Consider the following 24453-nt stretch of genomic DNA (forward strand, 5'->3'; position numbering starts at 1 on the left):
CGCGGAAGCGACGGTTTAACAGCGGATGACAATCGACTCCACGACGTCCTGTACCAGTCGGTACGTTTGCCTCGAACAACGCAAGAGTGATCGAATGCCTATTCGTCATGGGCCGCCGCCCTCGACGATGACGTCTCCCGTGTGCGGCCCCGCAGAAGCCCGAAAGCACAGGGGTACGTGTACACCATGATCAGTCGCCTTCTCGGCCGACGGTCGGCCGCTCATCAGCGAAGCAACCCGCTCGCCGGGCTCTCCGTGCCCTCCGGCGCGGGGCTGCTCACCTGCCGGGTCCTCGACCCCGTCAACGAGCCCGTCGGACAGGCCGAGTTCACGGTGAGCGACAGCGGCGGCCGCAAGGTCGTGAGTGGTGAGACCGACCCCTTCGGGATGATCGTGGCGATGGTGCCCTTCGGGGAGTACCGGCTCGCCATCTCGGCCGAGAGCTTCTCCCCGTACCGGGGCAATGTGTCGATCGCCGACGGCGCGGAGCCCAGCGGCCTCGGGGACATCACGCTCCAGGTGGCCCCGTCGCTCCCGCTGCCCGTCCCCGGCGAATGGGAGATCGAACCGGCCCATTCCCGGATCGGGTTCATCGCCCGTCATATCGGACTCGCCCGTGTCCACGGCCGCTTCGACAACTTCGCCGGGGCGATCAGGATCGGCGAGACGATGGACCGGTCGGCGATGCATGTCGTCATCGGCGCCGCGTCGATCGACACCAGTGTGCGGATGCGCGACGACCATCTGCGCTCCGCCGACTTCCTCGACGTGGAGAACTTCCCGACGCTGGAGTTCTACAGCGACCGCTTCGTCCACCGCGGCGGCAACAACTGGGGGATCACCGGAGCGCTCACGCTCCACGGCGTCACGCGCACGGTCACGCTCGACGCCCAGTACCTCGGCATCGGCAACGGCATGGAGGGCGAGACCCGCGCCGCCGTCCGCGCCACCACCGAACTGCACCGCGAGGACTACACCGTCAACTGGCAGTCGATGCTGGCGCGCGGCATCGCGGTCGTCGGCTCCAGCATCAAGATCGAGATGGATATCCAGATCATCCCCAAGAGCTGACGACCGGTCCCGCCCGTCCCGGGGGCGGGCTGGAAGAATGTGTCCGTGAGCGATGTGAGACATGTGCTGGTGCTGCCCGACCGCGACGCCGCGGAGGAGGTGGCGCTGGCGCTCGGCGAGCGGTTCGGCGTCGTCGAGGAGCCGCGGCTGGTACGGGACGCCCTGGCCGGTGAGGACGACGCCGAGGACGCCCAGTGGCTGGTCGTCGTGGAGGACCCCGAGGCCCGGCTGGGCGCCGAGGACCTGGACGCGTTCGTGGCGGACTGGGACGGCTGGCGGGAAGCCCCGTAGGCCCCGGTCCCCGTCGGGCACATGACGTCGGGCACACGGCGTCGGCACACAGCGTCGGCACACGGCGTCCGCGCGCTGTCACCGGCCGCCCCGGCTGTCAGTGGCCCATGGGATGCTGGACCGCGATGGCCACCAGAAAGACTTCTTCCGACGATCCGCTCGCCCCGCTCACGCTCGCCGTGGGCCAGGAGGACCTGCTGCTCGACCGCGCCGTGCAGCAGGTGGTGGCGGCGGCCCGCGCCTCCGACGCAGACACGGACGTACGCGACCTCACCTCCGATCAGCTCCAGCCCGGCACCCTCGCCGAGCTGACCAGCCCGTCGCTCTTCGCCGAGCGCAAGGTCGTCGTCGTACGGAACGCGCAGGACCTCTCCGCCGACACGATCAAGGACGTCAAGGCGTATCTCGACGCCCCGGCCGAGGAGATCACGCTCGTCCTGCTGCACGCGGGAGGCGCCAAGGGCAAGGGCCTGCTGGACGCCGCGCGCAAGGCGGGGGCCCGTGAGGTCGCCTGCCCCAAGACGACCAAGCCCGCGGAGCGGCTCACCTTCGTACGTTCGGAGTTCCGCGCGCTGGGCCGCTCGGCCACGCCCGAAGCCTGCCAGGCGCTGGTCGACTCGATCGGCAGCGATCTGCGGGAGCTGGCGAGCGCCGTCTCGCAGCTCGCGGCGGATGTCGAGGGCACGATCGATGACGCGGTCGTCGGCCGCTACTACACGGGCCGCGCCGAGGCGTCCAGCTTCAATGTCGCCGACCGCGCCGTGGAGGGCAGGACCGCCGAGGCCCTCGAAGCGCTGCGCTGGTCGCTGTCGACCGGTGTGGCGCCCGTGCTGATCACCAGCGCCCTCGCCCAGGGGGTACGGGCCATCGGCAAGCTCTCCTCCGCGCGCGGCGGCCGGCCCGCCGATCTCGCGCGGGAGCTGGGGATGCCGCCGTGGAAGATCGACCGGGTGCGCCAGCAGATGCGCGGCTGGACCCCGGACGGTGTGGCGACGGCGCTGCGGGCGGTCGCCATCGCCGACGCGGGCGTCAAGGGCGGCGGTGACGACCCGGAGTACGCGCTGGAGAAGGCGGTCGTCGCGATCGCCCGCGCCGCCCGCTCCCACCGTTAGCCGCAGCCGCAGCCGCAGCCGCAGCCGCAGCCGCAGCCGCGAGAGAGCGGTAGGTACGGCGAAGGCCCCGGTGACCCGTCCTGGGGAGGACGGGGCCGGGGCCTCGACGTCAAACCTGGTGAACTCGCACCCGCGTGGCGAACGCAGTCGCGTGCGAGCTCGGGGACGCCGGTCAGGAGCGGTAGAGAGGGCCCGCTGAGTCCCGTCCGGCGGTCAAATCAAGAGAGCGCTCAGCCCTGGAGGGTGGCAACCTTGGCAGCCAGCGCCGACTTCTTGTTGGCGGCGGCGTTCTTGTGGATGACACCCTTCGAGGCAGCCTTGTCGAGCTTGCGGGACGCCTCACGAGCGGCCAGCGAGGCCTTCTCGACGTCGCCCGCGGCAGCGGCCTCACGGGCCTTGCGGATCGCGGTCTTGAGCGACGACTTGACAGCCTTGTTGCGCAGGCGTGCCTTCTCGTTGGTCTTGTTCCGCTTGATCTGGGACTTGATGTTCGCCACGAAAGAGCCTTTTCAGGTTCGGTGAATCTTGACTGAGCCGTCCCGCGCCGAGACGGCACGAGACACAGCTGTCCAGGCTACCAGTCACCCTCCGACCGGCCCAAACCGGGCGCAGTCCCGTACCCGTGGGACGATGGAGCCTACGTATCGATCCGAGTCGACCCGAGACGAGACGCCGCGCGTCTCAAGAATCAGGACCCTGCGTGCCCGCGACCCCTCTCCACGTGCCCGAGCCGAGCCGTACGGACCCGGCGCTGCTCCGCAACTTCTGCATCATCGCGCACATCGACCACGGCAAGTCGACGCTCGCCGACCGGATGCTCCAGCTGACCGGAGTGGTCGACCAGCGGCAGATGCGCGCTCAGTACCTCGACCGCATGGACATCGAGCGCGAGCGCGGCATCACGATCAAGTCCCAGGCGGTCCGGCTGCCCTGGGCTCCTCGTACGGGTGAGGGCGAGGGCACGACGCATGTCCTCAATATGATCGACACGCCGGGCCACGTGGACTTCACCTATGAGGTGTCCCGTTCGCTGGCGGCCTGCGAGGGCACGATCCTCCTGGTGGACGCCGCCCAGGGCATCGAGGCACAGACCCTCGCCAACCTCTATCTGGCGATGGAGAACGACCTCACCATCGTCCCGGTGCTCAACAAGATCGATCTGCCGGCCGCCCAGCCGGAGAAGTTCTCCGAGGAGCTGGCGAACCTCATCGGCTGCCAGCCGGAGGACGTGCTCAAGGTCTCGGCGAAGACCGGCATCGGCGTGGACGTACTGCTCGACCGTGTGGTCAAGGACGTCCCGCCGCCGGTCGGGGTCGCGGACGCGCCCGCCCGCGCGATGATCTTCGACTCCGTCTATGACTCCTACCGCGGTGTCGTCACCTACGTACGTGTCATCGACGGCCAGCTCAACAAGCGTGAGCGGATCCGGATGATGTCCACCGGCGCCACCCACGAGCTGCTGGAGATCGGGGTCTCGTCGCCGGAGATGACCCCGGCCGACGGCCTGGGTGTCGGTGAGGTGGGCTACATCATCACCGGCGTGAAGGACGTACGGCAGTCCAAGGTCGGTGACACGATCACCACCCTCAACAAGGGGGCGACCGAGGCGCTCGGCGGCTACAAGGACCCCAAGCCGATGGTGTTCTCCGGCCTCTATCCGCTGGACGGCTCGGACTACCCCGAGCTGCGCGACGCCCTCGACAAGCTCCAGCTCAACGACGCGGCCCTGGTCTACGAGCCGGAGACCTCCGCGGCCCTCGGCTTCGGCTTCCGTGTCGGCTTCCTGGGGCTGCTGCACCTCGATGTGATCCGGGAGCGGCTGGAGCGCGAGTTCGGCCTCGATCTGATCGCCACCGCCCCCAACGTGGTCTACCGCGTGCTGATGGAGGACGGCAAGGAGCACACGGTCACCAACCCGAGCGAGTTCCCCGAGGGCAAGATCGACTCGGTGCACGAGCCGGTCGTACGGGCCACGATCCTCGCCCCGAGCGAGTTCATCGGCTCGATCATGGAGCTGTGCCAGGCCCGTCGCGGCACCCTGCTCGGCATGGACTACCTCTCCGAGGACCGCGTCGAGATCCGCTACACACTGCCCCTCGCCGAGATCGTCTTCGACTTCTTCGACCAGCTGAAGTCCAAGACCCGGGGCTACGCCTCGCTCGACTACGAGCCCACCGGCGAGCAGACCGCCCAGCTCGTCAAGGTCGACATCCTGCTCCACGGCGACAAGGTGGACGCCTTCTCCGCCATCACCCACCGGGACCAGGCGTACGCGTACGGCGTGCGGCTGGTCGCCAAGCTGCGCGAGCTGATCCCGCGGCAGGCCTTCGAGGTGCCCATCCAGGCGGCCATCGGCTCCCGGGTCATCGCCCGCGAGACGATCCGCGCCATCCGCAAGGACGTCCTCGCCAAGTGCTACGGCGGTGACATCTCCCGGAAGCGCAAGCTGCTGGAGAAGCAGAAGGAGGGCAAGAAGCGGATGAAGATGGTCGGCAGTGTGGAGGTCCCGCAGGAGGCCTTCATCGCGGTGCTCTCCAGCGACGAGTCCGGCGGCAAGGCGAAGAAGTAGAAGCAGTAGCAGAAGCAGTAGCGGATGCGGCAGAAGCAGCAGCAGCGGCGAAAGCGGCGAAAGCAGCAGCGGACGCGGCAGAAGCAGCCGAGCGTGATCCACGGATGAGGCTGATCCACGGACAGGACGGGCCCCGCGCCGTGGCGCAGGGGCCCGTTCGCGTCACCCGCGCCCCCTGGGGCGGGCTCGTTTTGAAGCGGCGCCCCGTTGCCCCTTACGTACCGGGCGGGTGGCCTCTAGTCTGATCACTGATCCTAGTTACTCGTCGGTTAGTTACTCGCCAGTCACACAAATCAGGTCAGTCACGCAGCGCTGCCGCGGGCCCGGAGGATGTCGTGAGCGACACACAGAACTTGATCGAGAACCGGCCGCCCTCCGTGGCGACCCTCTTCATTGAGCGCGTGAGCGCCACGCCGGACGCGGAGGCCTACCGCTTCCCCGTACCCGCGCCGGCCGGCCAGGGCCCCGACGAGTGGCGCTCCCTGAGCTGGAGCGAGGCCGCGGAGCGGGTGTACGCCATCGCCGCCGGTCTGATCGCGCTGGGCGTACGGCCCGAGGAGCGCGTCGCGCTCGCCTCGTCCACCCGCGTCGAGTGGATCCTCGCCGACCTCGGAGTGATGTGCGCGGGCGCCGCGACCACCACGGTCTACCCCTCGACCAACACCGAGGAGTCCGGGTACATCCTCGCCGACTCCGAGAGCCGGGTCCTGATCGCCGAGGACGCCGCCCAGCTCGCCAAGGCGCGCGAACGCCGCTCCGAGCTGCCGCGTCTCGCGCATGTCGTCGTGATCGACGCCGCCGACGCGCTCCCCGCCGAGGGCGACCCGGAGGGCTGGGTGCTCTCCCTGGCCGATCTGGAGGCGCGCGGCACGGAGTATCTGGTCACCCACCCGGAGGCGGTCAAGGAACGCGTCGGTGCCATCACGGCCACCCAGCTCGCCACGCTGATCTACACCTCGGGCACCACCGGCCGGCCCAAGGGCGTCCGGCTGCCGCACGACAACTGGTCGTACATGGCCAAGGCCACCGCCGGCACCGGACTGATCACCAAGGACGACGTCCAGTACCTGTGGCTGCCGCTCGCCCATGTCTTCGGCAAGGTGCTGACCTCCGGGCAGATCGAGGTCGGGCATGTCACCGCCGTGGACGGGCGCGTCGACAAGATCATCGAGAATCTGCCGGTGGTCCAGCCGACGTATATGGCGGCCGTGCCGCGGATCTTCGAGAAGGTCTACAACGGGGTGGCGGCCAAGGCGCGGGCCGGCGGCGCCGCCAAGTACAAGATCTTCCAGTGGGCGGCCGGGGTCGCCCGCGAGTACGCCAAGGTCTCCCAGGACAACTTCCGGCGTACGGGCACGGCCTCCGTACCGTTCGCGCTCGGCGCCAAGCACAAGGCCGCGGACGCGCTCGTCTACGCCAAGCTGCGCGAGGCGTTCGGCGGCCGGCTGCGCGCCGCGGTCTCCGGCTCCGCCGCGCTCGCGCCCGACATCGGGTACTTCTTCTCCGGCGCCGGGATCCACATCCTGGAGGGCTACGGCCTGACCGAGTCCAGCGCCGCCAGCTTCGTCAACCCGGGGGAGGCGTACCGCACCGGCACGGTCGGCAAGCCGCTGCCCGGCACCGAGGTACGGATCGCCGACGACGGCGAGATCCTGCTGCGCGGCCCGGGGATCATGGCCGGATATCACGGGCTGCCGGAGAAGACCGCGGAGGTCCTGGAGCCCGACGGCTGGTTCCACACCGGCGATATCGGCGAGCTGTCCCCCGACGGCTATCTGCGGATCACCGACCGCAAGAAGGACCTCATCAAGACGTCGGGCGGCAAGTACATCGCCCCCGCCGAGGTCGAGGGCCAGTTCAAGGCGGTGTGCCCGTTCGTCTCCAACATCCTGGTGCACGGCGCGGACCGTAACTTCTGTACGGCGCTGATCGCGCTCGACGAGCCCACCATCCTCGGCTGGGCCGCCGAGAACGGCCTGGCGGGCAGGACATACGCCGAGGTCGTCGCCTCCCCGGCGGTCGAGCGGCTCATCGCCGGCTATGTGAAGCGGCTCAACGAGGGCCTCCAGCGCTGGCAGACCATCAAGAAGTTCCGGCTGCTGCCGCGCGATCTGGACATCGAGCACGGCGAGCTGACGCCGAGCCTCAAGCTCAAGAGGCCGGTGGTGGAGCGGACGTACAAGGACCTGATCGAGGAGATGTACGCGGGCTCCCGGGAGTCCTGAGGACGGCCGTCCGGCCGGGGTCCAGCGGTCTACTGGCCCCGGCCGCGCCGCAGTTCGTCCAGCGTCTCCCCGATGCGGGCCAGCTGCTTCCCCACCGAGTCGAGGACGGCCGGGTCGCCCCCGCGCAGTTCGTCCTCGATCGACGCCAGCCGGTCCGTGATCTCCCCCAGGTGCTCCTGCTCGCGGGCCAGCAGCCGTTCCAGCTGGCGGTTCTTGCGGTGCAGATCGAGGAACACGCTGACCTTGGCGCGGAGCATCCACGGATCGAAGGGCTTGGTCAGGAAGTCCGCCGCCCCCGTGGCGTAGCCCCGGAAGGCATAACCGCTGTCGGACTCCGGACCGTTGAGGAAGATGATCGGAATGTCCTTGGCCCGGTCGAGCCGCTTGATCCGGTAGGCGGTCTCGAAGCCGTCCATGCCGGGCATCCGGACATCCAGCAGGATCAGCGCGAACGGCTCCCGCAGCAGCGCCTGGACGGCCTCCTCGCCCGAACGGGCCCGTACGAGCGGCTCGTCCAGCGAGGCGAGGACCGCTTCCAGCGCGACGAGGTTGTCCTCCAGGTCGTCGACGAGAAGGATGCTCGCGCGGTCCGTGGTGGCTGTTGTCCTGCTCATCCCGCTCCCCTTGTCCGGCCCCCCGTGTTCCGGCCAGGGAGGCAAGAATGCTCTGCGCGAAGCGTTTTGGCACGCCGTTTCGGCGGTTTCCTCGTGTCGCCGCCCAGCCGGCCGCGCTTCTCACCCGTACCACCGCACATATGGCAGGCGAGCTTCCGGTTCATGGTCAAATCTTGTCCACTTCCATGACTCGGCGCGTATGACCGGGCTCCGTCTGTCACTCTGTCGGGATCGTAAGCGGCACAACGTCAGAACCGGATCAGGAGCCGCAGTGGGGCGCATTCCGATCCCGCGCGAGACCCTTCATCTCCCGGCATCCCAGGTGCCATTACGGAGGGACACGCGGTCGACATCACGTACCAGTCTGCCCGGCAACCCGCTCGCCCCGTCCGCCGCGCGCCGCTTCACCCGCGCGGCGCTCGCGGACTGGACCAGCCTCGGGCTGCTCACCACCTGTACCTTCTGCCAGGGCGACGAGGGCTGCTCCCCGGGGGAACACAGCACCGATCTGCTCGCGGACGACGCGGTGCTGATCGTCGACGAACTCGTCACCAACGCGGTGGTGCACGCGGGCACCACCGTCGAGCTGCTCTGCCGGCTCGAGGACCCGGGCGAGGACGTCCCGGGGACTCCGGCGGGAGAGGACGAGGAACCCGCGGCGCTGGTCCTGGAGATCTCGGACCACCACCCCGCGCGCGCCATACAGAGCGACCCGGCGGGGCAGGGACCGGCCGGCACCCCCGAATACGGACGCGGGCTCCAGCTGGTCGCCGCGCTCGCCGAGCGCTGGGGCATCACCTATCGCTCCGGGCTCAAGACCGTCTGGGCGCGCCTCCCGCTCGCGGGCCGGGACCCGGGACAGGACCAGGGGACCGAGCCCGCCCTGCGGCGCGGGCTGCGCGCCGCCGAGATCCTCGCGCCGGCGACCCGTCGTACGGTGCGCGACGACCCCGAGTGGACCGGCCGGGGCGCCCTCTCGTTCCTCGCCGAGGCGTCCGAACTGCTCGCCGGGCAGCTGGACGAGGATCTCGTCGCGGCGCTCGCCGGACAGCTGCTGGTGCCACGGCTCGCGGAGTGGTGCGCGGTCTGGCTGGACGGCGAGGGCGGGCAGCAGGGCGCGGCGCCCCGGCTCGCGCGGGTCTGGCACGCGGACGAGGCCGGGATCGAGCCGCTGCGCCGGATCCTGGAGAAGGAGCCGCCACGGCTGCCGGTCTCGCCGAGGGGCGGCCCGGTGCGGATGCCGTGGCCGGGCGAGGGCTCCGGGGCGGGGACCGGTTCCGGCGCCGGACCCGGCGCGGTGCTCGCCTGCCGACTGGTCGCGAACGGGCGCGCGCTCGGCACACTGGTGCTCGGCAGGCCGGGACAGGACCCGGTCCCCGACGAAGTGACCGCGCTCATCGAGGACTTCGCGCGCCGCGTCGGCCTCGCGATCGGCGCGGCCCGCCGCTACACCCGTCAGGTCACCATCAGCCGGGTCCTGCAACGCGGTCTGCTGCCCAGCCAGGTGGCGCGCATCCCGGGCATCGCCAGCTCGCTGGTGTACGAGCCGAGCGACGACGGTCTGGCGGGCGGCGACTTCTACGACGTCTTCCCGTGCCCGCCGGGCGACCGCTGGTGCTTCATGCTCGGCGACGTCCAGGGCAGCGGTCCCGAGGCCGCCGTCGTCACCGGCCTGGCCCGCCCCTGGCTGCGGCTGCTCGCCCGCGAGGGCTACCGCGTGGGCGCGGTCCTCGACCGGCTGAACCGGCTGCTCCTGGACGACGCGACGGAGGCGGCCGAGTCCGCGTCCCTGAGGGGCGCCGCGTCCTCTCCGTCGGCTCCGTCCTCTCCGCCTGCGGCGTCTGTGGCGTCCGTGGCGTCCGTGGCGTCCTCCCCGTCCGCGACGCCGTCGTCACCGTCCGAGGGCGGCCAGGCCCGCTTCCTGTCCCTGCTGTACGGCGAACTGATGCCGCTCCCGGGCGCGGGCGGCGCCGTACGGTGCACCCTCGCCAGCGCCGGCCATCCGCTGCCGCTGCTCCTGCGGCCGGACGGGACGGTACGCGCGGCGGCGGAGCCGCAGCTGCTGCTCGGGGTCGTGGAGAAGGTCGCGTACGAGAGCAGCACCTTCGACCTGGAGCCCGGCGACACCCTGCTCTGCGTCACCGACGGCGTCACGGAGCGCCGCTCCGGCCGGCGGATGCTCGACGACGGAGACGGCCTGGCGCGGGCCCTCGCGGGGTGCGTGGGGCTGACGGCGCAGGGCGTCGCGGAGCGGATACGGCAGACCGTGCACGACTTCGACGAGACACCGCCGGAGGACGACGTGGCGCTGCTGGTGCTCCAGGCGACCTGAGCGGGACGCGTCCCGTACGCGACCGGGACCCGGGTGGACCGGCGCCGACCGGTCCACCCGTCGACCGGTGCCGACCGGTGCCGGCCGGTCCACCTGTCGACCGGTTCCGACTGGTGTCGGCCGGCGCCGGCCGGTCCACCTGTCGCGTACGGGACACTGGGGGTATGCCTTCCGCACTGCCCGACGGTGACCCCATGCCCGAGACCGGCGCGCTGCCCCCGCACGCCCTCGCGGGCGCGGCGGACCGGCCCCTCGGCTTCTACCTGCACGTTCCGTACTGCGCGACCCGCTGCGGCTACTGCGACTTCAACACGTACACGGCGACCGAGCTGCGCGGCTCGGGCGGTGTCCTGGCCTCCCGTGACAACTACGCGGAGACGCTCGCCGACGAGGTCCGGCTGGCCAGGAAGGTGCTGGGCGACGATCCGAGGCAGGTCCGCACGGTGTTCGTCGGCGGCGGTACGCCGACCCTGCTCGCGGCGGCCGATCTCGTACGGATGCTGGGGGTGATCCGCGACGAGTTCGGGCTCGCGGACGACGCCGAGATCACCACCGAGGCGAATCCGGAGTCCGTGGATCCGGCGTATCTGGCGGCCCTGCGGGAGGGCGGGTTCAACCGCGTCTCCTTCGGGATGCAGAGCGCGAAGCAGCACGTACTGAAGGTCCTGGACCGTACGCACACCCCCGGACGGCCCGAGGCGTGCGTCGCGGAGGCGCGCGCGGCGGGCTTCGAGCACGTGAACCTCGATCTGATCTACGGCACGCCGGGGGAGACCGACGACGACTGGCGCGCGTCGCTCGCGGCGGCGGTGGGGGCCGGGCCCGACCATGTCTCCGCGTACGCGCTGATCGTGGAGGAGGGCACCCAGCTGGCCCGGCGCATCCGGCGCGGCGAGGTCCCGATGACGGACGACGACGAGCACGCGGACCGGTATCTGATCGCGGACGAGATGCTGGCGGAGGCGGGCTTCTCCTGGTACGAGGTGTCCAACTGGGCGACCTCGGAAGCGGCCCGCTGTCTGCACAACGAGCTGTACTGGCGCGGCGCGGACTGGTGGGGCGCGGGTCCGGGCGCCCACAGTCACGTCGGGGGCGTGCGCTGGTGGAACGTGAAGCATCCGGGCGCGTACGCGGCGGCGCTGGCGTCGGGACGGTCGCCGGGCGCGGGGCGGGAGATCCTGGCGGCGGAGGACCGCAGGGTGGAGCGCATCCTCCTGGAGCTGCGGCTGTCCGACGGCTGCGATCTGTCTCTGCTGGCCCCCGCGGGGCTGGCGGCGGCGGGGCGTGCGGTCGGGGACGGGCTGCTGCGGCGGGGGCCGTACGAGGAGGGGCGGGCGGTGCTGACGCTGCGGGGGCGGTTGCTGGCGGACGCGGTGGTCAGGGACCTGGTGGACTGACGGCGGCGCGCGTGACACGGGGTACGGGCACGGCGCGTGCCCGCACCGCACCCCGTGGCGTGTGCGGGCGGCGACCCCGAAGCGGACGCGAATCGGTCCGCGAACCGGCGGGCTCCGCCTGCCCGCACCGGCGAACGATGTCGCCTACGCGGCGGGCCGGGACGGGCACGGTCCCGTCACACGTCACCGCCGGCGGTGACGAAGTCGATCAGTTCCTCCACCCGGCCCAGCAGCGCCGGCTCCAGGTCTCTGTACGTCCGTACCCGCGAGAGGATGTGCTGCCACGCCGCCCCCGTGTTCTCCGGCCAGCCCAGCGCGCGGCACACGCCCGTCTTCCAGTCCTCCCCCCGCGGCACCGCCGGCCACGCCGCGATGCCCACCGAGGACGGCTTCACCGCCTCCCAGACGTCGATATAGGGGTGCCCCACCACCAGGACGTCCGCGCCGGTCACCGCGGACGCGATACGGGACTCCTTCGAGCCCGGTACCAGATGGTCGACCAGGACGCCGAGCCGCGCGTCCGGGGCCGGGGCGAACTCGGTGACGATGGCGGGGAGGTCGTCGATGCCGCCCAGGTACTCGACGACCACGCCCTCGACGCGCAGATCGTCGCCCCACACCTTCTCGACCAGCTCGGCGTCATGCCTGCCCTCCACGTAGATGCGGCCCGCCCTGGCCACGCGTGCGCGGACCCCGGGGACGGCCACCGAGCCGGAGGCGGTGCGGGCCGGGCGGGACGGGGCCGCCGTCGCCGGGCGGACCAGGGTGACCGGCCGGCCCTCCAGCAGGAAGCCCGCGGGCAGCAGCGGGAAGACCCGGTGTTTGCCGAAGCGGTCCTCCAGGGTGACCGTCGGACCCTCGGCGGTCTTCTCGCAGCGGATCACCGCGCCGCAGAAGCCCGTCGACACCTCCTCGACCACCAGATCCGGCTCGGCGGGCACCTCCGGGGCGGGTGCGGACTTCTTCCACGGGGGCGTCAGATCAGGGCTGTAGCTGCGCATTCGCAAGACGATAGGCCGGGCGCGGCACGGGCGCTACGACTCCCCTGCACGCGCGGCCAGCGCGTCCCGCTGCGCCCGGACGAACGCCGCGTCCACCACCGCTCCGTGCCCCGGCACATACAGCGCGTCCTCGCCGCCCAGCGCCAGCAGCCGGTCCAGGGCCGCCGGCCAGCGCGCGGGGAGTGCGTCGGGGCCCGCCTGCGGCTCGCCGGACTCCTCCACCAGGTCGCCGCAGAACACCACCGGAGGGGAGCCCGGCACCAGCATCGCGAGATCGTGGGCGGTGTGACCGGGCCCGGCGTTCACGAGCACGACCCCGAGGCCGCCCAGGTCCAGCGTCACGTCCCCGGAGACCGCGTGCCGGGGCGCCACCAGGAGACCGACCGCCTCGGCGGCTTCCCCGGCGGCGACCCCGTGGCGCACGGCGTCCTCGTACAGGCCCGTCGCGTCCCCGGTCAGCAGCTCGGCCACGCCCGCGGCCCCGTATACCTCGGCCCCGGCGAACGCGGCCGTCCCGAGCACATGGTCGAAGTGCGGGTGGCTCAGCGCGATATGGGTCACACACCGGCCGCCCAGGGGCATCCGGGCCCGGATCCCGGCGCCCTCGCGGAGCGTGGAGCCCGTGTCGTACAGCAGTGCCGCGTCGGAGCCGACGGCCAGTCCGGTCGTCGCGTCCCACCCCGGCAGCCGCAGCCGCCCCACCCTCGGGGCGAGACGTTCCCATCCGGACTCTTCCCAGGGGATGTTCGTGGGCACGTTCATACCGGGACGCTACGGGACGCTACCGGCAACGACCAGCGCGATGCCGGGGTAGCGTGGTCGGCTGCTCTTGCTAGCGGTGTACCCCACGGCCGTACACTGGCTGGGGGAGTGCTGGCACTCCTCCAGAGCGAGTGCCAAAGCCGGAACGACGGACGAGAGCTGGAGGTGTGCGCGATGCTCAGCGAACGCAGGCTGGAGGTGCTGCGCGCCATCGTCCAGGACTATGTCGGGACGGAGGAGCCGGTCGGCTCCAAGGCGCTCACCGAGCGGCACAAGCTCGGTGTCTCCCCGGCGACCGTCCGCAACGACATGGCGGTGCTGGAGGACGAGGGCTTCATCGCCCAGCCGCACACCAGCGCGGGCCGTATCCCGACGGACAAGGGATACCGGCTCTTCGTCGACAAGCTGGCGGGGGTCAAACCCCTGTCCTCGCCGGAGCGCCGTGCCATCCAGAACTTCCTGGACGGAGCCGTCGACCTCGACGATGTCGTGGGCCGTACGGTACGGCTGCTGGCGCAGCTCACCCGGCAGGTCGCCGTCGTCCAGTACCCCTCGCTGACCCGCTCGACGGTGCGGCATGTGGAGCTGCTGGCGCTGGCGCCCGCCCGGCTGATGCTCGTCCTGATCACGGACACCGGACGGGTCGAGCAGCGCATGATCGACTGTCCCGCGCCCTTCGGCGAGACCTCGCTGGCGGACCTGAGGGCCCGGCTCAACAGCCGGGTGGTCGGGCGTCGCTTCGCGGACGTCCCGCAGCTGGTGCAGGACCTGCCCGATTCCTTCGAGCAGGAGGACCGGGGGACCGTCACCACGGTGCTCGCGACCCTGCTCGAAACCCTGGTCGAGGAGACCGAGGAGCGGCTGATGATCGGCGGTACCGCCAACATCACCCGCTTCGGACACGATTTCCCGTTGACCATCCGGCCGGTGCTGGAGGCGCTGGAGGAGCATGTGGTGCTCCTCAAGCTGCTCGGCGAGGCCAAGGACCCGGGCATGACCGTACGTATTGGGCACGAGAACGCCCACGAGGGACTCAACTCCACGTCCGTCGTCGCGGTCGGCTACGGTTCGGGCGACGAGGCAGTCGCCAAACTCGGCGTGGTCGGACCGACCCGCATGGACTACCCCGGAACGATGGGAGCGGTACGCGCAGTGGCACGTTACGTCGGACAGATCCTGGCGGAGTCGTAAGTGGCCACGGACTATTACGCCGTACTCGGCGTGCGCCGCGACGCATCTCAGGACGAGATCAAGAAGGCATTCCGCAGGCTCGCCCGCGAGCTGCATCCGGATGTCAATCCCGATCCCAAGACGCAAGAGCGCTTCAAGGAGATCAACGCCGCCTACGAGGTGTTGTCGGACCCGCAGAAGAAGCAGGTCTACGACCTCGGCGGCGACCCTCTCTCGCAGAGCGGAGGCGGGGGCGCGGGCGGATTCGGAGCCGGTGGCTTCGGCAACTTCTCCGACATCATGGACGCGTTCTTCGGTACGGCGTCGCAGCGCGGCCCGCGGTCGCGGACGCGGCGCGGCCAGGACGCGATGATCCGGCTGGAGATCGACCTCAACGAGTCGGCCTTCGGTACGACCAAGGACATCCAGGTCGACACGGCCGTGGTCTGTACGACCTGTTCGGGCGAGGGCGCGGCGCCGGGCACCTCGGCGCAGACCTGTGACATGTGCCGCGGCCGCGGTGAGGTCTCGCAGGTCACCCGGTCCTTCCTGGGCCAGGTCATGACCTCGCGGCCGTGCCCGCAGTGCCAGGGCTTCGGTACGGTCGTGCCGACGCCGTGCCCCGAGTGCGCGGGTGACGGCCGGATCCGGTCCCGCCGTACGCTCACCGTCAAGATCCCGGCCGGGGTCGACAACGGCACGCGTATCCAGCTCGCGGGCGAGGGCGAGGTCGGGCCCGGCGGCGGTCCCGCCGGTGATCTGTACGTCGAGATCCATGAGCTGCCGCACGCGGTGTTCCAGCGGCGCGGAGACGATCTGCACTGCACGGTCACCATCCCGATGACCGCGGCGTCGCTGGGCACGAAATGCCCGCTGGAGACGCTGGACGGGCTGGAGGAGATCGACGTACGTCCCGGCACGCAGTCGGGTCAGTCGATCCCGCTCCACGGCCGGGGCATCACGCATCTGCGGGGCGGCGGCCGGGGCGATCTGATCGTGCACGTCGAGGTGATGACCCCGTCGAAGCTGGATCCGGAGCAGGAGCGCCTGCTGCGGGAGCTGGCGAAGCTGCGCGGCGAGGAGCGGCCCACCGGCCAGTTCCAGCCCGGCCAGCAGGGGCTGTTCTCGCGGCTGAAGGACGCCTTCAACGGCCGTTGACGGTACGGGTTTCGGCGAATGGCCCGGGGACCGCTCCCCGGGCCATTCGCGTGGTCCCCCGGCCTGACGCCCGTGATCCGCCGCGCATTCCTCTGTCACATGCCCGACGCGGCACCGATTCGTAGCTGTCATACAAGGCATGGCACGATGCCTGCATGTCCTCCGCACTGACCGATCTCTGCCGGTATCCGATCGTGCAGGCCCCCATGGCGGGCGGCGCCTCCTGTCCGCAGTTGGCCGCGGCCGTCTCCGAGGCCGGTGGTCTCGGGTTCCTCGCCGCCGGGTACAAAACGGCGGACGGCATGTACGAAGAGGTCAAACAGTTGCGCGGGCTGACCGCCCGGCCCTTCGGCATCAATCTCTTCATGCCGCAGCCCCGCTACGCCGACCACGCGGCCGTGGAGGTGTACCGCAACCAGCTCGCCGGTGAGGCGACCTGGTACGAGACACCGCTCGGCGACCCCGACGCCGGACGGGACGACGGCTACGAGGCGAAGCTGGCGATACTGCTCGACGACCCGGTGCCCGTCGTGTCGTTCACCTTCGGCTGCCCGACCAGGACGACGCTCGACGCCCTCGCCCAGGCCGGGACGTACACCGTGGTCACGGTGACCACCCCCGAGGAGGCCCAGACCGCGCAGTGGTCCGGCGCCGACGCCGTCTGCGTCCAGGGTGTCGAGGCGGGCGGCCACCAGGGCACGCACCGCGACGACCCGGCCACCGACGCCGCGGGCATCGGGCTGCTCTCGCTGGTGACCCAGGTCAGGGAGGCCGTACAGCTGCCCGTCATCGCCGCCGGCGGGCTGATGCGCGGGGGCCAGATCGCGGGGGTGCTCGCGGCGGGCGCGGACGCGGCGCAGCTCGGCACGGCGTTCCTGGTGTGCCCGGAGTCCGGCGCGCACGCGCTGCACAAGCAGGCCATGACCAACCCGCTGTTCGTACGGACCGAGCTGACCCGGGCGTTCTCCGGGCGCCCCGCGCGCGGGCTCGTGAACCGCTTCATGCGCGAGCACGGCCCGTACGCCCCGCCCGCCTATCCCGAGGTCCATCACCTCACCTCCGGGCTGCGCAAGGCCGCCGTCAAGGTGGGCGACCCGCAGGGCATGGCGCTCTGGGCGGGACAGGGCCACCGCATGGCCCGCGAGCTGCCCGCGGGACAGCTGGTCGAGGTGCTGAAGGGTGAACTCGAAGCGACCCGAGCCTCGTTGATGCCGGGCCTGGGCAACGTCTCGTGACCGCCCCTGTCTTCGTCACCGAGGGCGGCGGACTGCGGATCGGTACGGTCACCCTGGACGGCCCGGAGGGGCGGCACGCCGTCTCCGTACGGCGGTTGCGCGTCGGCGAGGAGATCGTGCTGACGGACGGCGCGGGCACCGGCGCGTACGGGACGGTCGCGGCGGTCGAGGGCAAGGACCGGCTGGACGTCGCCGTCACCGGGGTACGGACCGAGCCGGAGCCCATGCCCCGCATCACCGTCGTCCAGGCGCTGCCCAAGGGCGACCGCGGGGAACTGGCCGTCGAGACGATGACCGAGACCGGCGTCGACGCGATCGTGCCGTGGCAGGCGGCGCGCTGCATCACGCAGTGGAAGGGCGACCGGGGCGCCAAGGCGCTCGCCAAGTGGCGGGCCACGGCGCGCGAGGCGGGCAAGCAGTCGCGCAGGCTCCGCTTCCCCGAGGTCACGGACGCGCTGTCGGCCAGGCAGGTCGCGGCGCTGCTCGCGGACGCGGACTTCGCCGCCGTACTGCACGAGGAGGGCAGCGAGCCGCTGGCCACCGCGCCGCTGCCCGCCGAGGGCCGGATCGTGCTGGTCGTGGGGCCCGAAGGGGGCGTGTCCCCGCAGGAGTTGACGGCTTTCGCGGAGGCGGGCGCGCGGCCGTACCGGCTCGGCCGCAGCGTGCTGCGCACCTCCACGGCGGGGACGGCGGCCACGGCGCTCCTGCTCGGCCGCACCGGCCGCTGGTCCTGACGGGCCGCTGGTCCTGACCGGTCACTGGTCCTGACGGTCTGCTGGTCCTGACCGGCTGCTGGTCCTGACCGGCCACTGGTCCTGACGGCCGCCGGGCCATCGGCCGGGACGGCCGCGCGCCCCGACCGCAGCGGATAGCATGCGACGTACTCAACTGATCACCAGTGGCGCCCAGGAGGCCCGGACCATGGCGGGAGAACCGCAGGCGGACTGCCTGTTCTGCAAGATCGTCGCGGGGGAAGTGCCGGCCACCCTCGTCCGCGAGACCGAGACCACCCTCGCCTTCCGCGACATCAACCCGCAGGCCCCGACCCATGTCCTGGTCATCCCGCGGGCGCACTACCCGGACGCGGGCACCCTCGCCGCGGCCGAACCCGCCGTCGCCGCCGATGTGCTGCGCGAGGCCGCAGCGGTCGCCGCCGACGACAAGACCGACGGCGGCGGCTACCGGATCGTCTTCAACACGGGCGCGGGCGCGGGCCAGACCGTCTTCCACGCGCACGCCCATGTCCTGGGCGGACGCGGCTTCAACTGGCCCCCCGGGTAGGCGTCTTGTCCGTACGGGAACTGGTCGTGCTGGGCACCGCGAGCCAGGTGCCCACCCGCCATCGCAACCACAACGGCTATCTGCTGCGCTGGGACGGCGAGGGTCTGCTCTTCGACCCGGGCGAGGGCACCCAGCGCCAGATGCTGCGCGCCGGGGTCGCCGCGCACGACATCAACCGCATCTGTGTCACGCACTTCCACGGCGATCACTCGCTCGGACTGGCCGGGGTCATCCAGCGGATCAACCTCGACCAGGTTCCGCACGAGATCACCGCGCACTATCCGGCGAGCGGGCAGCGCTTCTTCGAGCGGCTGCGGTACGCCACGGCCTACCGCGAGTCCGTCGAGCTGACCGAAGCGCCGGTCACCGCCGACGGCGTGCTCGCCCGTACCCCCGCGTACACCCTGGAGGCGCGGAAGCTCTCCCATCCCGTCGAGTCGTACGGCTACCGCCTCACCGAGCCCGACGGGCGCCGCATGGACCCGGCACGGCTGGCCGCGCACGGCATCTCAGGACCGGACGTCGGCCGCCTCCGGCGCGAGGGCGTGCTGAACGGCGTCACGCTGGAGGAGGTCAGCGAGACGCGCCGGGGACAGCGGTTCGCCTTCGTCATGGACACCCGGCTCTGCGACGGCGTGCACGCGCTGGCCGAGGGGTGCGATCTGCTGGTCATCGAGTCGACGTTCCTCGACGGGGACGAGCGGCTGGCCACCGACCACGGCCATCTCACCGCGGGCCAGGCCGGGCGGGCGGCCCGGGACGCGGGCGTGGAGCATCTGGTGCTCACGCACTTCTCGCAGCGCTACAGCGACCCGGACGAGTTCGAACGGCAGGCGCGCGCGGCGGGCTTCGAAGGCGAACTGACGGTCGCCGCCGACCTCGTACGGGTACCGCTGCCCAAGCGTTCCCGCTGAGATCCGCTCCGGCGCGGCCGGAGCGTCTTCCCGCGCCCGGCGGATCGGGCAGACTGTCCGGATCCGCACGCGACCGGGAGCCCGCCGTGATCACATCCAACGGAGACCCGCAGGAACACTCCGCCCATGTCGACCCGCTGCGCGCCCTGCGCGCCCCGGACGACCCCGACTGCGATGTGTATCTGACGGGCACGGTCTTCCTCGACATCATCTTCACCGGGCTGGACAGCGCGCCCGTACGCGGCACGGAGTCCTGGGCGCGGGGGATGGGGTCGAGCCCCGGCGGGATCGCCAACATGGCCACCGCCCTCGCCCGCCTCGGACTGCACACCTCGCTCGCGGCGGCCTTCGGCGACGACCACTACGGCGAGTACTGCTGGGACGCGCTGGAGCAGGGCGAGGGCATCGATCTGTCCCGGTCACGAACGGTCCCCGGCTGGCACTCGCCGGTCACCGTCTCCATGGCGTACGAGGACGAGCGCACGATGATCTCGCACGGCCACGAGGCCCCGCCGCCCGAAGGAGCCCTCCCCGAGTGCCCGCCGCGCGCCCGCGCCGCCGTCGCCGCGCTCACCCCCGGCCGCCGCGACGAGTGGATCGCCCGCGCCGCCCGCCACGGGGCGCGGATCTTCGCCGATGTCGGCTGGGACGACACCGGCCGCTGGGATCTGACGGGACTGGCCGATCTGGAGCACTGCGAGGCGTTCCTGCCCAACGCCGAGGAGGCGATGCGCTACACCCGCACCGACTGCCCCAGGGCCGCCGCGCGGGTGCTCGCCGAGCGGGTGCCGGTGGCCGTCGTCACGCTGGGCGGGGACGGCGCCTACGCGGTGGACGGCGCCACCGGCGAGACCGCCGAGGTCCCGGCGATCGCGGTGGAGGCGCTCGACCCGACGGGCGCGGGCGATGTCTTCGTGGCCGGATTCGTCACCGGCACGCTCGCCGGCTGGCCGCTCGCGGACCGGCTGGCCTTCGCCGGGCTGACCGCGGCACTCTCGGTCCAGGAGTTCGGCGGCTCGCTCTCCGCGCCCGGCTGGTCGGAGGTGGCGACCTGGTGGCAGTACGTACGGACCTCCCCGGACCAGGACCCGGCGGCGCTGCGGCGCTACGCCTTCCTGGAGGAGCTGCTGCCCGCGCCGAGCAGGCCGTGGCCGCTGCGCAGGGCCGTCCCGACCATCGGCTTCGGCCGCTCGGCCTGAGAGACGGGCGCGCCCGAGGACAGGCCTGAGCACAGCGGGTTCCGCCTCGCCGACGGCACCGGGTGGGACGCGCCCACGGCACCGGGTGGGGTTCGCCCACGGCACCCGGTGGGTTCGCCCACGGCACCCGGTGGGTTCGCCCACGGCACCCGGTGGGGTTTGCCGACGATACATGGAAAAGCCCTAGGGCCTTGTCCGTGCGGGGTCGTACGCTGGTACCCCAGAGGTTGTCGAGCAGCGAGAACCCTGCAACGGGAGGTATGTGCAGGCCACAGCGCCGGCCCATGACTCAGACACCTACAGTCCAGACCCCCGCGTCGGGGCAGGCACGTGCCCAGTGGACCGTCCCCGCCAAGCACCCCATGGTGACGGTCCTGGGCTCCGGGGACACCCTCCTGCGGGTGATCGAGAAGGCGTTCCCGGCCGCAGACATCCATGTCCGGGGAAACGAGATCAGCGCGACCGGCGACGCGGCGGATGTCGCGATGATCCAGCGCCTGTTCGACGAAATGATGCTGGTGCTCCGCACCGGTCAGCCGATGACGGAGGACGCAGTGGAACGTTCGATCGCCATGCTCAGGGCGAGCGAGAACGGCGGAGCGGACGGTCCCGAGACTCCCGCCGAGGTGCTCACCCAGAACATCCTGTCCAGCCGCGGCCGGACGATCCGCCCCAAGACGCTCAACCAGAAGCGCTATGTCGACGCGATCGACAAGCACACGATCGTCTTCGGCATCGGCCCCGCCGGTACGGGCAAGACGTATCTCGCCATGGCCAAGGCGGTCCAGGCCCTGCTGTCCAAGCAGGTCACGCGGATCATCCTGACCAGGCCCGCCGTCGAGGCGGGCGAGCGGCTCGGCTTCCTGCCCGGCACGCTCTACGAGAAGATCGACCCGTATCTGCGGCCGCTCTACGACGCGCTGCACGACATGCTCGACCCCGACTCGATCCCGCGTCTGATGGCGGCGGGCACGATCGAGGTGGCGCCGCTGGCGTACATGCGCGGCCGTACGCTCAACGACGCGTTCATCATCCTCGACGAGGCGCAGAACACGAGCACCGAGCAGATGAAGATGTTCCTGACGCGGCTCGGCTTCGACTCGAAGATCGTCATCACCGGCGACATCACCCAGGTCGACCTGCCGGGCGGCACGAAGAGCGGTCTGCGCCAGGTCCAGGACATCCTGGACGGCGTCGACGACATCCACTTCTCCCGGCTCACATCCCAGGATGTCGTACGGCACAAGCTCGTCGGCCGTATCGTCGACGCGTACGAACAGTACGACAGCCACAACGGGAAGTAGAGCGACCGCGCACCATGTCGATCGACGTCAACAACGAGTCAGGCACCGAGGTCGACGAGCAGGCGATCCTCGACGTCGCCCGCTACGCGCTCACGAGGATGCGCATCCACCCGCTCTCCGAACTGTCGGTGATCGTGGTGGACGAGGCCGCCATGGAACAGCTGCACATCCAGTGGATGGATCTGCCGGGGCCCACGGATGTCATGTCCTTCCCGATGGACGAGCTGCGTCCGCCGGTCAAGGACGACGAGGAGCCCCCGCAGGGCCTCCTCGGTGACATCGTGCTCTGCCCCGAGGTGGCGAAGAAGCAGGGCGAGGAAGCCCCGACGCAGCACACCATGGACGAGGAGCTCCAGCTGCTCACCGTCCACGGTGTGCTGCATCTCCTCGGGTACGACCACGAAGTGCCGGACGAGCGGGCCGAGATGTTCGGCCTCCAGGCGGCCATCGTCGACGGCTGGCGGTCCGAGCAGGGGCTCACGGGGCCGTCGCCCGCGCCGACGGTCTCATGACCGCGCAACTGATCGTCGGAGCGGTCGCCCTGGTCGTCGTGGCCTGGCTGGCGGCCTCGGCCGAGGCGGGTCTCGCCCGGGTCTCCAGCTTCCGGGCGGCCGAGGCCGTCCGGTCGGGGCGGCGGGGCGCGGCCAAGCTGGCCCAGGTCGCCTCCGACCCGACGCGCTATCTGAACGTGGCCCTGCTGGTCCGGGTCGCCTGCGAGATGGCGGCCGGGGTGCTCGTCACGTACGTGTGCCTGAAGGAGTTCGAGGAGACCTGGGCGGCGCTGGTCGTCGCCATCGGCGTGATGGTGCTCGTCTCGTACGTCGCGGTGGGTGTCTCGCCCCGTACGATCGGCCGCCAGCATCCGCTGAACACGGCGACGGCCTCGGCGTATGTCCTGCTGCCGCTCGCCAGGATCATGGGCCCGGTCCCGCAGCTGCTGATCCTGCTGGGCAACGCGCTCACCCCCGGCAAGGGCTTCCGCAAGGGACCGTTCGCCAGCGAGGCCGAGCTGCGGGCGATGGTCGACCTCGCCGAGTCGGAGTCGCTCATCGAGGACGACGAGCGCCGGATGGTGCACTCCGTCTTCGAGCTGGGCGACACCCTCGTACGGGAGGTCATGGTCCCGCGCACGGACCTGGTCTGCATCGAGCGGTACAAGACGATCCGTCAGGCGCTCACGCTGGCGCTGCGCTCCGGCTTCTCCCGTATCCCGGTGACGGGGGAGAACGAGGACGACATCGTCGGCATCGTCTACCTCAAGGACCTGGTCAGGAAGACGCACATCAACCGGGACTCCGAAGCCGACCTGGTCTCCACGGCGATGCGGCCCGCCGCGTTCGTGCCCGACACGAAGAACGCGGGCGATCTGCTGCGCGAGATGCAGCAGGAGCGCAGCCATGTCGCGGTCGTGATCGACGAGTACGGCGGCACGGCCGGCATCGTCACGATCGAGGACATCCTGGAGGAGATCGTCGGCGAGATCACCGACGAGTACGACCGCGAACTGCCGCCGGTCGAGGAGCTGGGCGACGGCTCGTACCGCGTCACGGCGCGGCTGGACATCGGTGACCTCGGGGAGCTGTTCGGGCTCGACGAGTACGACGACGAGGACGTGGAGACCGTCGGCGGCCTCCTGGCGAAGGCCCTGGGCCGCGTCCCGATCGCCGGCGCCACCGCCAACGTCGACCTGCCGGACGGCCGCACGCTCCGGCTGACGGCCGAATCCCCGGCCGGCCGCCGGAACAAGATCGTCACCGTCCTCGCGGAACCGGTCCGCGAGGAAGCCCCGGCCCCGTGACCCCGGCGGAGCTGACGGCGTGCTGCCTGGCCCTGAACGGGACGTCCTCGGACGTCCCGTTCCCGCGCAGCCCGGACATCACGGTCTTCAGGGTCGCCACGAAGATCTTCGCGATCTGCGCCCTGGAGGACCGCCCGCTGAAGGTCTCTCTCAAGTGCGCCCCGGAGGAAGCGATCCGCCTCCGCGAGACCCACCCGGAAATCGTCCCGGGCTGGCACCTCAACAAGCGCCACTGGAACACGGTGACGGTCGGCCCCCTGCCCGCCAGGATGGTGCGGGAGCTGATCGAGGACTCGTACGACCTGGTGGTGGCGGGCCTCCCGAAACAGGAACGCCTGAGACTGGACAGACCCTGAGCCCGGCGGCCCAGGACCCGCGGTCGGCTCACAGGCCGGTGACGGTGAACTCACGCAGCCGCATGATGAGCTGTCCGGCCCGGACCCAGTGGATGCGCGGATCATCGAAGGCCACGCCCACCGCACCGAGCGGGACAGGGGACGGATTCCCCGGAGCGTAGAGCGCTCCCCGCACCCCGGCCAGGCCGAAGGAACGGACCCGCAGGGCCACACACCGGGTGCGGAGATGAGGGCACACCCGCACAGACCTCGCGGCGCACGGCCGACAGAGCGGTGGATGGGCCGTGATGAGATCACGCGGCCAGGAGTCCGGGGCGGCCGGATCCTCGCCCAGCAGCCAGAGCACCCCGTCCGCATCGCGGTCGGCGGGCCGGGCACAGATCTGGCACAGGAGCTGTCCCATGGCGCGCCGCTGCCGCAGGGCGTGGACCTTGCCGAAATGGGGCCGTCCCCTGCCGGGCAGCGAGCGGACGCGTGTCCACAGCACCCCGTCCGTGTCACGGTCGTACGGCCGCTCGTCCGCGTACCCGATGCCCCGGCCCTTTGTGACGACGCGCGGGCCGGGGGCCCGCTCCGCGCTCCACTCGGCGATGTAGGGCACGGGATCCAGATGTTCCGGCCCGCTTACCCCAGCTGCTCTTTGACGCCCCATCGGCGCACCTCG

Annotated in this window: 23 protein-coding genes; 18 read left to right on the plus strand and 5 right to left on the minus strand. The window is 71.2% G+C overall.

Features of this window, described 5'->3' with window-relative positions:
* The first annotated feature begins 186 nt into the window (after positions 1-186).
* From ACIOGX_RS07165 to holA, 3 genes are all read left to right on the plus strand, one after another.
* Positions 187-1071 carry a YceI family protein gene (locus ACIOGX_RS07165; RefSeq protein WP_383968999.1) on the plus strand — a complete coding sequence of 295 codons (885 nt, stop codon included), beginning with the start codon at positions 187-189 and terminating at the stop codon, positions 1069-1071.
* Positions 1072-1116: 45 nt separating this feature from the next.
* Entirely contained in the window at positions 1117-1362 is a 246-nt protein-coding gene (locus ACIOGX_RS07170; protein WP_356506516.1) for a hypothetical protein, read from the plus strand.
* Between the two features lie 125 nt (positions 1363-1487).
* Positions 1488-2474 carry a DNA polymerase III subunit delta gene (gene holA / locus ACIOGX_RS07175; RefSeq protein ID WP_356506518.1) on the plus strand — a complete coding sequence of 329 codons (987 nt, stop codon included), beginning with the start codon at positions 1488-1490 and terminating at the stop codon, positions 2472-2474.
* 230 nt (positions 2475-2704) lie between these two features.
* On the opposite strand, the gene rpsT is transcribed toward holA, so the two are convergent.
* Positions 2705-2971: a 30S ribosomal protein S20 gene (rpsT, locus tag ACIOGX_RS07180; protein WP_356506520.1), complete on the minus strand. Its 267-nt coding sequence runs from the start codon at positions 2969-2971 to the stop codon at positions 2705-2707.
* 203 nt (positions 2972-3174) lie between these two features.
* Between rpsT and lepA the strand changes: the two genes are divergently transcribed.
* Both lepA and ACIOGX_RS07190 read left to right on the plus strand, forming a co-directional pair.
* The gene (gene lepA, locus ACIOGX_RS07185) at positions 3175-5043 is read left to right on the plus strand and encodes a translation elongation factor 4 (RefSeq protein WP_356506522.1); all 1869 of its coding nucleotides are present in this window, start codon (positions 3175-3177) and stop codon (positions 5041-5043) included.
* Between the two features lie 335 nt (positions 5044-5378).
* Positions 5379-7268: an AMP-binding protein gene (locus ACIOGX_RS07190; RefSeq protein WP_356506524.1), complete on the plus strand. Its 1890-nt coding sequence runs from the start codon at positions 5379-5381 to the stop codon at positions 7266-7268.
* Positions 7269-7297: 29 nt separating this feature from the next.
* Here ACIOGX_RS07190 and ACIOGX_RS07195 read toward each other — a convergent pair whose 3' ends face one another.
* Positions 7298-7882 (minus strand): two-component system response regulator, encoded by a 585-nt coding sequence (locus tag ACIOGX_RS07195; protein ID WP_383968989.1) that lies wholly within the window; start codon positions 7880-7882, stop codon positions 7298-7300.
* 271 nt (positions 7883-8153) lie between these two features.
* Here ACIOGX_RS07195 and ACIOGX_RS07200 point away from each other — a divergent pair, with 271 nt between their 5' ends.
* Both ACIOGX_RS07200 and hemW read left to right on the plus strand, forming a co-directional pair.
* Entirely contained in the window at positions 8154-10214 is a 2061-nt protein-coding gene (locus tag ACIOGX_RS07200) for a SpoIIE family protein phosphatase (protein WP_401765274.1), read from the plus strand.
* 164 nt (positions 10215-10378) lie between these two features.
* Positions 10379-11611 (plus strand): radical SAM family heme chaperone HemW, encoded by a 1233-nt coding sequence (gene hemW, locus ACIOGX_RS07205; RefSeq protein ID WP_383968983.1) that lies wholly within the window; start codon positions 10379-10381, stop codon positions 11609-11611.
* Positions 11612-11787: 176 nt separating this feature from the next.
* Here hemW and ACIOGX_RS07210 read toward each other — a convergent pair whose 3' ends face one another.
* Both ACIOGX_RS07210 and ACIOGX_RS07215 read right to left on the minus strand, forming a co-directional pair.
* Entirely contained in the window at positions 11788-12612 is an 825-nt protein-coding gene (locus ACIOGX_RS07210; protein WP_356506532.1) for a DUF3097 domain-containing protein, read from the minus strand.
* 33 nt (positions 12613-12645) lie between these two features.
* Positions 12646-13374: an MBL fold metallo-hydrolase gene (locus ACIOGX_RS07215; protein ID WP_401911008.1), complete on the minus strand. Its 729-nt coding sequence runs from the start codon at positions 13372-13374 to the stop codon at positions 12646-12648.
* 174 nt (positions 13375-13548) lie between these two features.
* Here ACIOGX_RS07215 and hrcA point away from each other — a divergent pair, with 174 nt between their 5' ends.
* The 11 genes from hrcA to ACIOGX_RS07270 all read left to right on the plus strand — a co-directional run bounded on the left by hrcA (position 13549) and on the right by ACIOGX_RS07270 (position 23789).
* Positions 13549-14565, plus strand: a complete 1017-nt coding sequence (gene hrcA, locus ACIOGX_RS07220) for a heat-inducible transcriptional repressor HrcA (protein ID WP_249949309.1) — start codon at positions 13549-13551, stop codon at positions 14563-14565.
* The gene (gene dnaJ, locus ACIOGX_RS07225) at positions 14566-15702 is read left to right on the plus strand and encodes a molecular chaperone DnaJ (protein ID WP_030354199.1); all 1137 of its coding nucleotides are present in this window, start codon (positions 14566-14568) and stop codon (positions 15700-15702) included.
* Positions 15703-15857: 155 nt separating this feature from the next.
* On the plus strand, positions 15858-16937 hold the full coding sequence (locus ACIOGX_RS07230) for a nitronate monooxygenase (protein ID WP_401911012.1): 1080 nt from the start codon (positions 15858-15860) through the stop codon (positions 16935-16937).
* Positions 16934-17671, plus strand: coding sequence for a 16S rRNA (uracil(1498)-N(3))-methyltransferase (locus ACIOGX_RS07235; RefSeq protein ID WP_401765285.1), 738 nt, complete (start codon positions 16934-16936; stop codon positions 17669-17671). The genes ACIOGX_RS07230 and ACIOGX_RS07235 overlap by 4 nt, the downstream gene beginning before the upstream one ends.
* 187 nt (positions 17672-17858) lie before the next feature.
* A complete protein-coding gene (locus ACIOGX_RS07240; protein WP_356507457.1) occupies positions 17859-18218 on the plus strand; it encodes a histidine triad nucleotide-binding protein in 360 nt (119 codons plus the stop codon).
* Between the two features lie 5 nt (positions 18219-18223).
* Positions 18224-19132 carry a ribonuclease Z gene (locus tag ACIOGX_RS07245; RefSeq protein WP_401765287.1) on the plus strand — a complete coding sequence of 303 codons (909 nt, stop codon included), beginning with the start codon at positions 18224-18226 and terminating at the stop codon, positions 19130-19132.
* 86 nt (positions 19133-19218) lie between these two features.
* A complete protein-coding gene (locus tag ACIOGX_RS07250; protein WP_356506541.1) occupies positions 19219-20331 on the plus strand; it encodes a PfkB family carbohydrate kinase in 1113 nt (370 codons plus the stop codon).
* A gap of 284 nt (positions 20332-20615) precedes the next feature.
* Entirely contained in the window at positions 20616-21635 is a 1020-nt protein-coding gene (locus ACIOGX_RS07255) for a PhoH family protein (RefSeq protein ID WP_356506543.1), read from the plus strand.
* A 14-nt stretch (positions 21636-21649) separates the two neighbouring features.
* Positions 21650-22147 (plus strand): rRNA maturation RNase YbeY, encoded by a 498-nt coding sequence (gene ybeY, locus ACIOGX_RS07260; RefSeq protein WP_249949301.1) that lies wholly within the window; start codon positions 21650-21652, stop codon positions 22145-22147.
* The gene (locus ACIOGX_RS07265) at positions 22144-23433 is read left to right on the plus strand and encodes a hemolysin family protein (RefSeq protein ID WP_356506546.1); all 1290 of its coding nucleotides are present in this window, start codon (positions 22144-22146) and stop codon (positions 23431-23433) included. Before ybeY ends, ACIOGX_RS07265 begins: the two co-directional genes overlap by 4 nt.
* Positions 23430-23789 carry an MmcQ/YjbR family DNA-binding protein gene (locus ACIOGX_RS07270; protein ID WP_129771057.1) on the plus strand — a complete coding sequence of 120 codons (360 nt, stop codon included), beginning with the start codon at positions 23430-23432 and terminating at the stop codon, positions 23787-23789. The genes ACIOGX_RS07265 and ACIOGX_RS07270 overlap by 4 nt, the downstream gene beginning before the upstream one ends.
* A gap of 28 nt (positions 23790-23817) precedes the next feature.
* On the opposite strand, the gene ACIOGX_RS07275 is transcribed toward ACIOGX_RS07270, so the two are convergent.
* Positions 23818-24390: a hypothetical protein gene (locus ACIOGX_RS07275; RefSeq protein ID WP_401911019.1), complete on the minus strand. Its 573-nt coding sequence runs from the start codon at positions 24388-24390 to the stop codon at positions 23818-23820.
* Between the last annotated feature and the right edge of the window lie 63 nt (positions 24391-24453).

The sequence above is a fragment of the Streptomyces sp. NPDC088147 genome, from assembly GCF_044741565.1.
Classification (GTDB): Bacteria; Actinomycetota; Actinomycetes; order Streptomycetales; family Streptomycetaceae; genus Streptomyces.

Coding starts and splice junctions, on each gene's coding strand:
- ACIOGX_RS07165 (WP_383968999.1), top strand. CDS start 187: ATGATCAGTCGCCTTCTCGGCCGACGGTCGGCCGCTCATCAGCGAAGC.
- holA (WP_356506518.1), top strand. CDS start 1,488: ATGGCCACCAGAAAGACTTCTTCCGACGATCCGCTCGCCCCGCTCACG.
- ACIOGX_RS07195 (WP_383968989.1), bottom strand. CDS start 7,882: ATGAGCAGGACAACAGCCACCACGGACCGCGCGAGCATCCTTCTCGTC.
- hemW (WP_383968983.1), top strand. CDS start 10,379: ATGCCTTCCGCACTGCCCGACGGTGACCCCATGCCCGAGACCGGCGCG.
- ACIOGX_RS07210 (WP_356506532.1), bottom strand. CDS start 12,612: ATGCGCAGCTACAGCCCTGATCTGACGCCCCCGTGGAAGAAGTCCGCA.
- ACIOGX_RS07215 (WP_401911008.1), bottom strand. CDS start 13,374: ATGAACGTGCCCACGAACATCCCCTGGGAAGAGTCCGGATGGGAACGT.
- hrcA (WP_249949309.1), top strand. CDS start 13,549: ATGCTCAGCGAACGCAGGCTGGAGGTGCTGCGCGCCATCGTCCAGGAC.
- ACIOGX_RS07230 (WP_401911012.1), top strand. CDS start 15,858: ATGTCCTCCGCACTGACCGATCTCTGCCGGTATCCGATCGTGCAGGCC.
- ACIOGX_RS07240 (WP_356507457.1), top strand. CDS start 17,859: ATGGCGGGAGAACCGCAGGCGGACTGCCTGTTCTGCAAGATCGTCGCG.
- ACIOGX_RS07255 (WP_356506543.1), top strand. CDS start 20,616: ATGACTCAGACACCTACAGTCCAGACCCCCGCGTCGGGGCAGGCACGT.
- ybeY (WP_249949301.1), top strand. CDS start 21,650: ATGTCGATCGACGTCAACAACGAGTCAGGCACCGAGGTCGACGAGCAG.
- ACIOGX_RS07265 (WP_356506546.1), top strand. CDS start 22,144: ATGACCGCGCAACTGATCGTCGGAGCGGTCGCCCTGGTCGTCGTGGCC.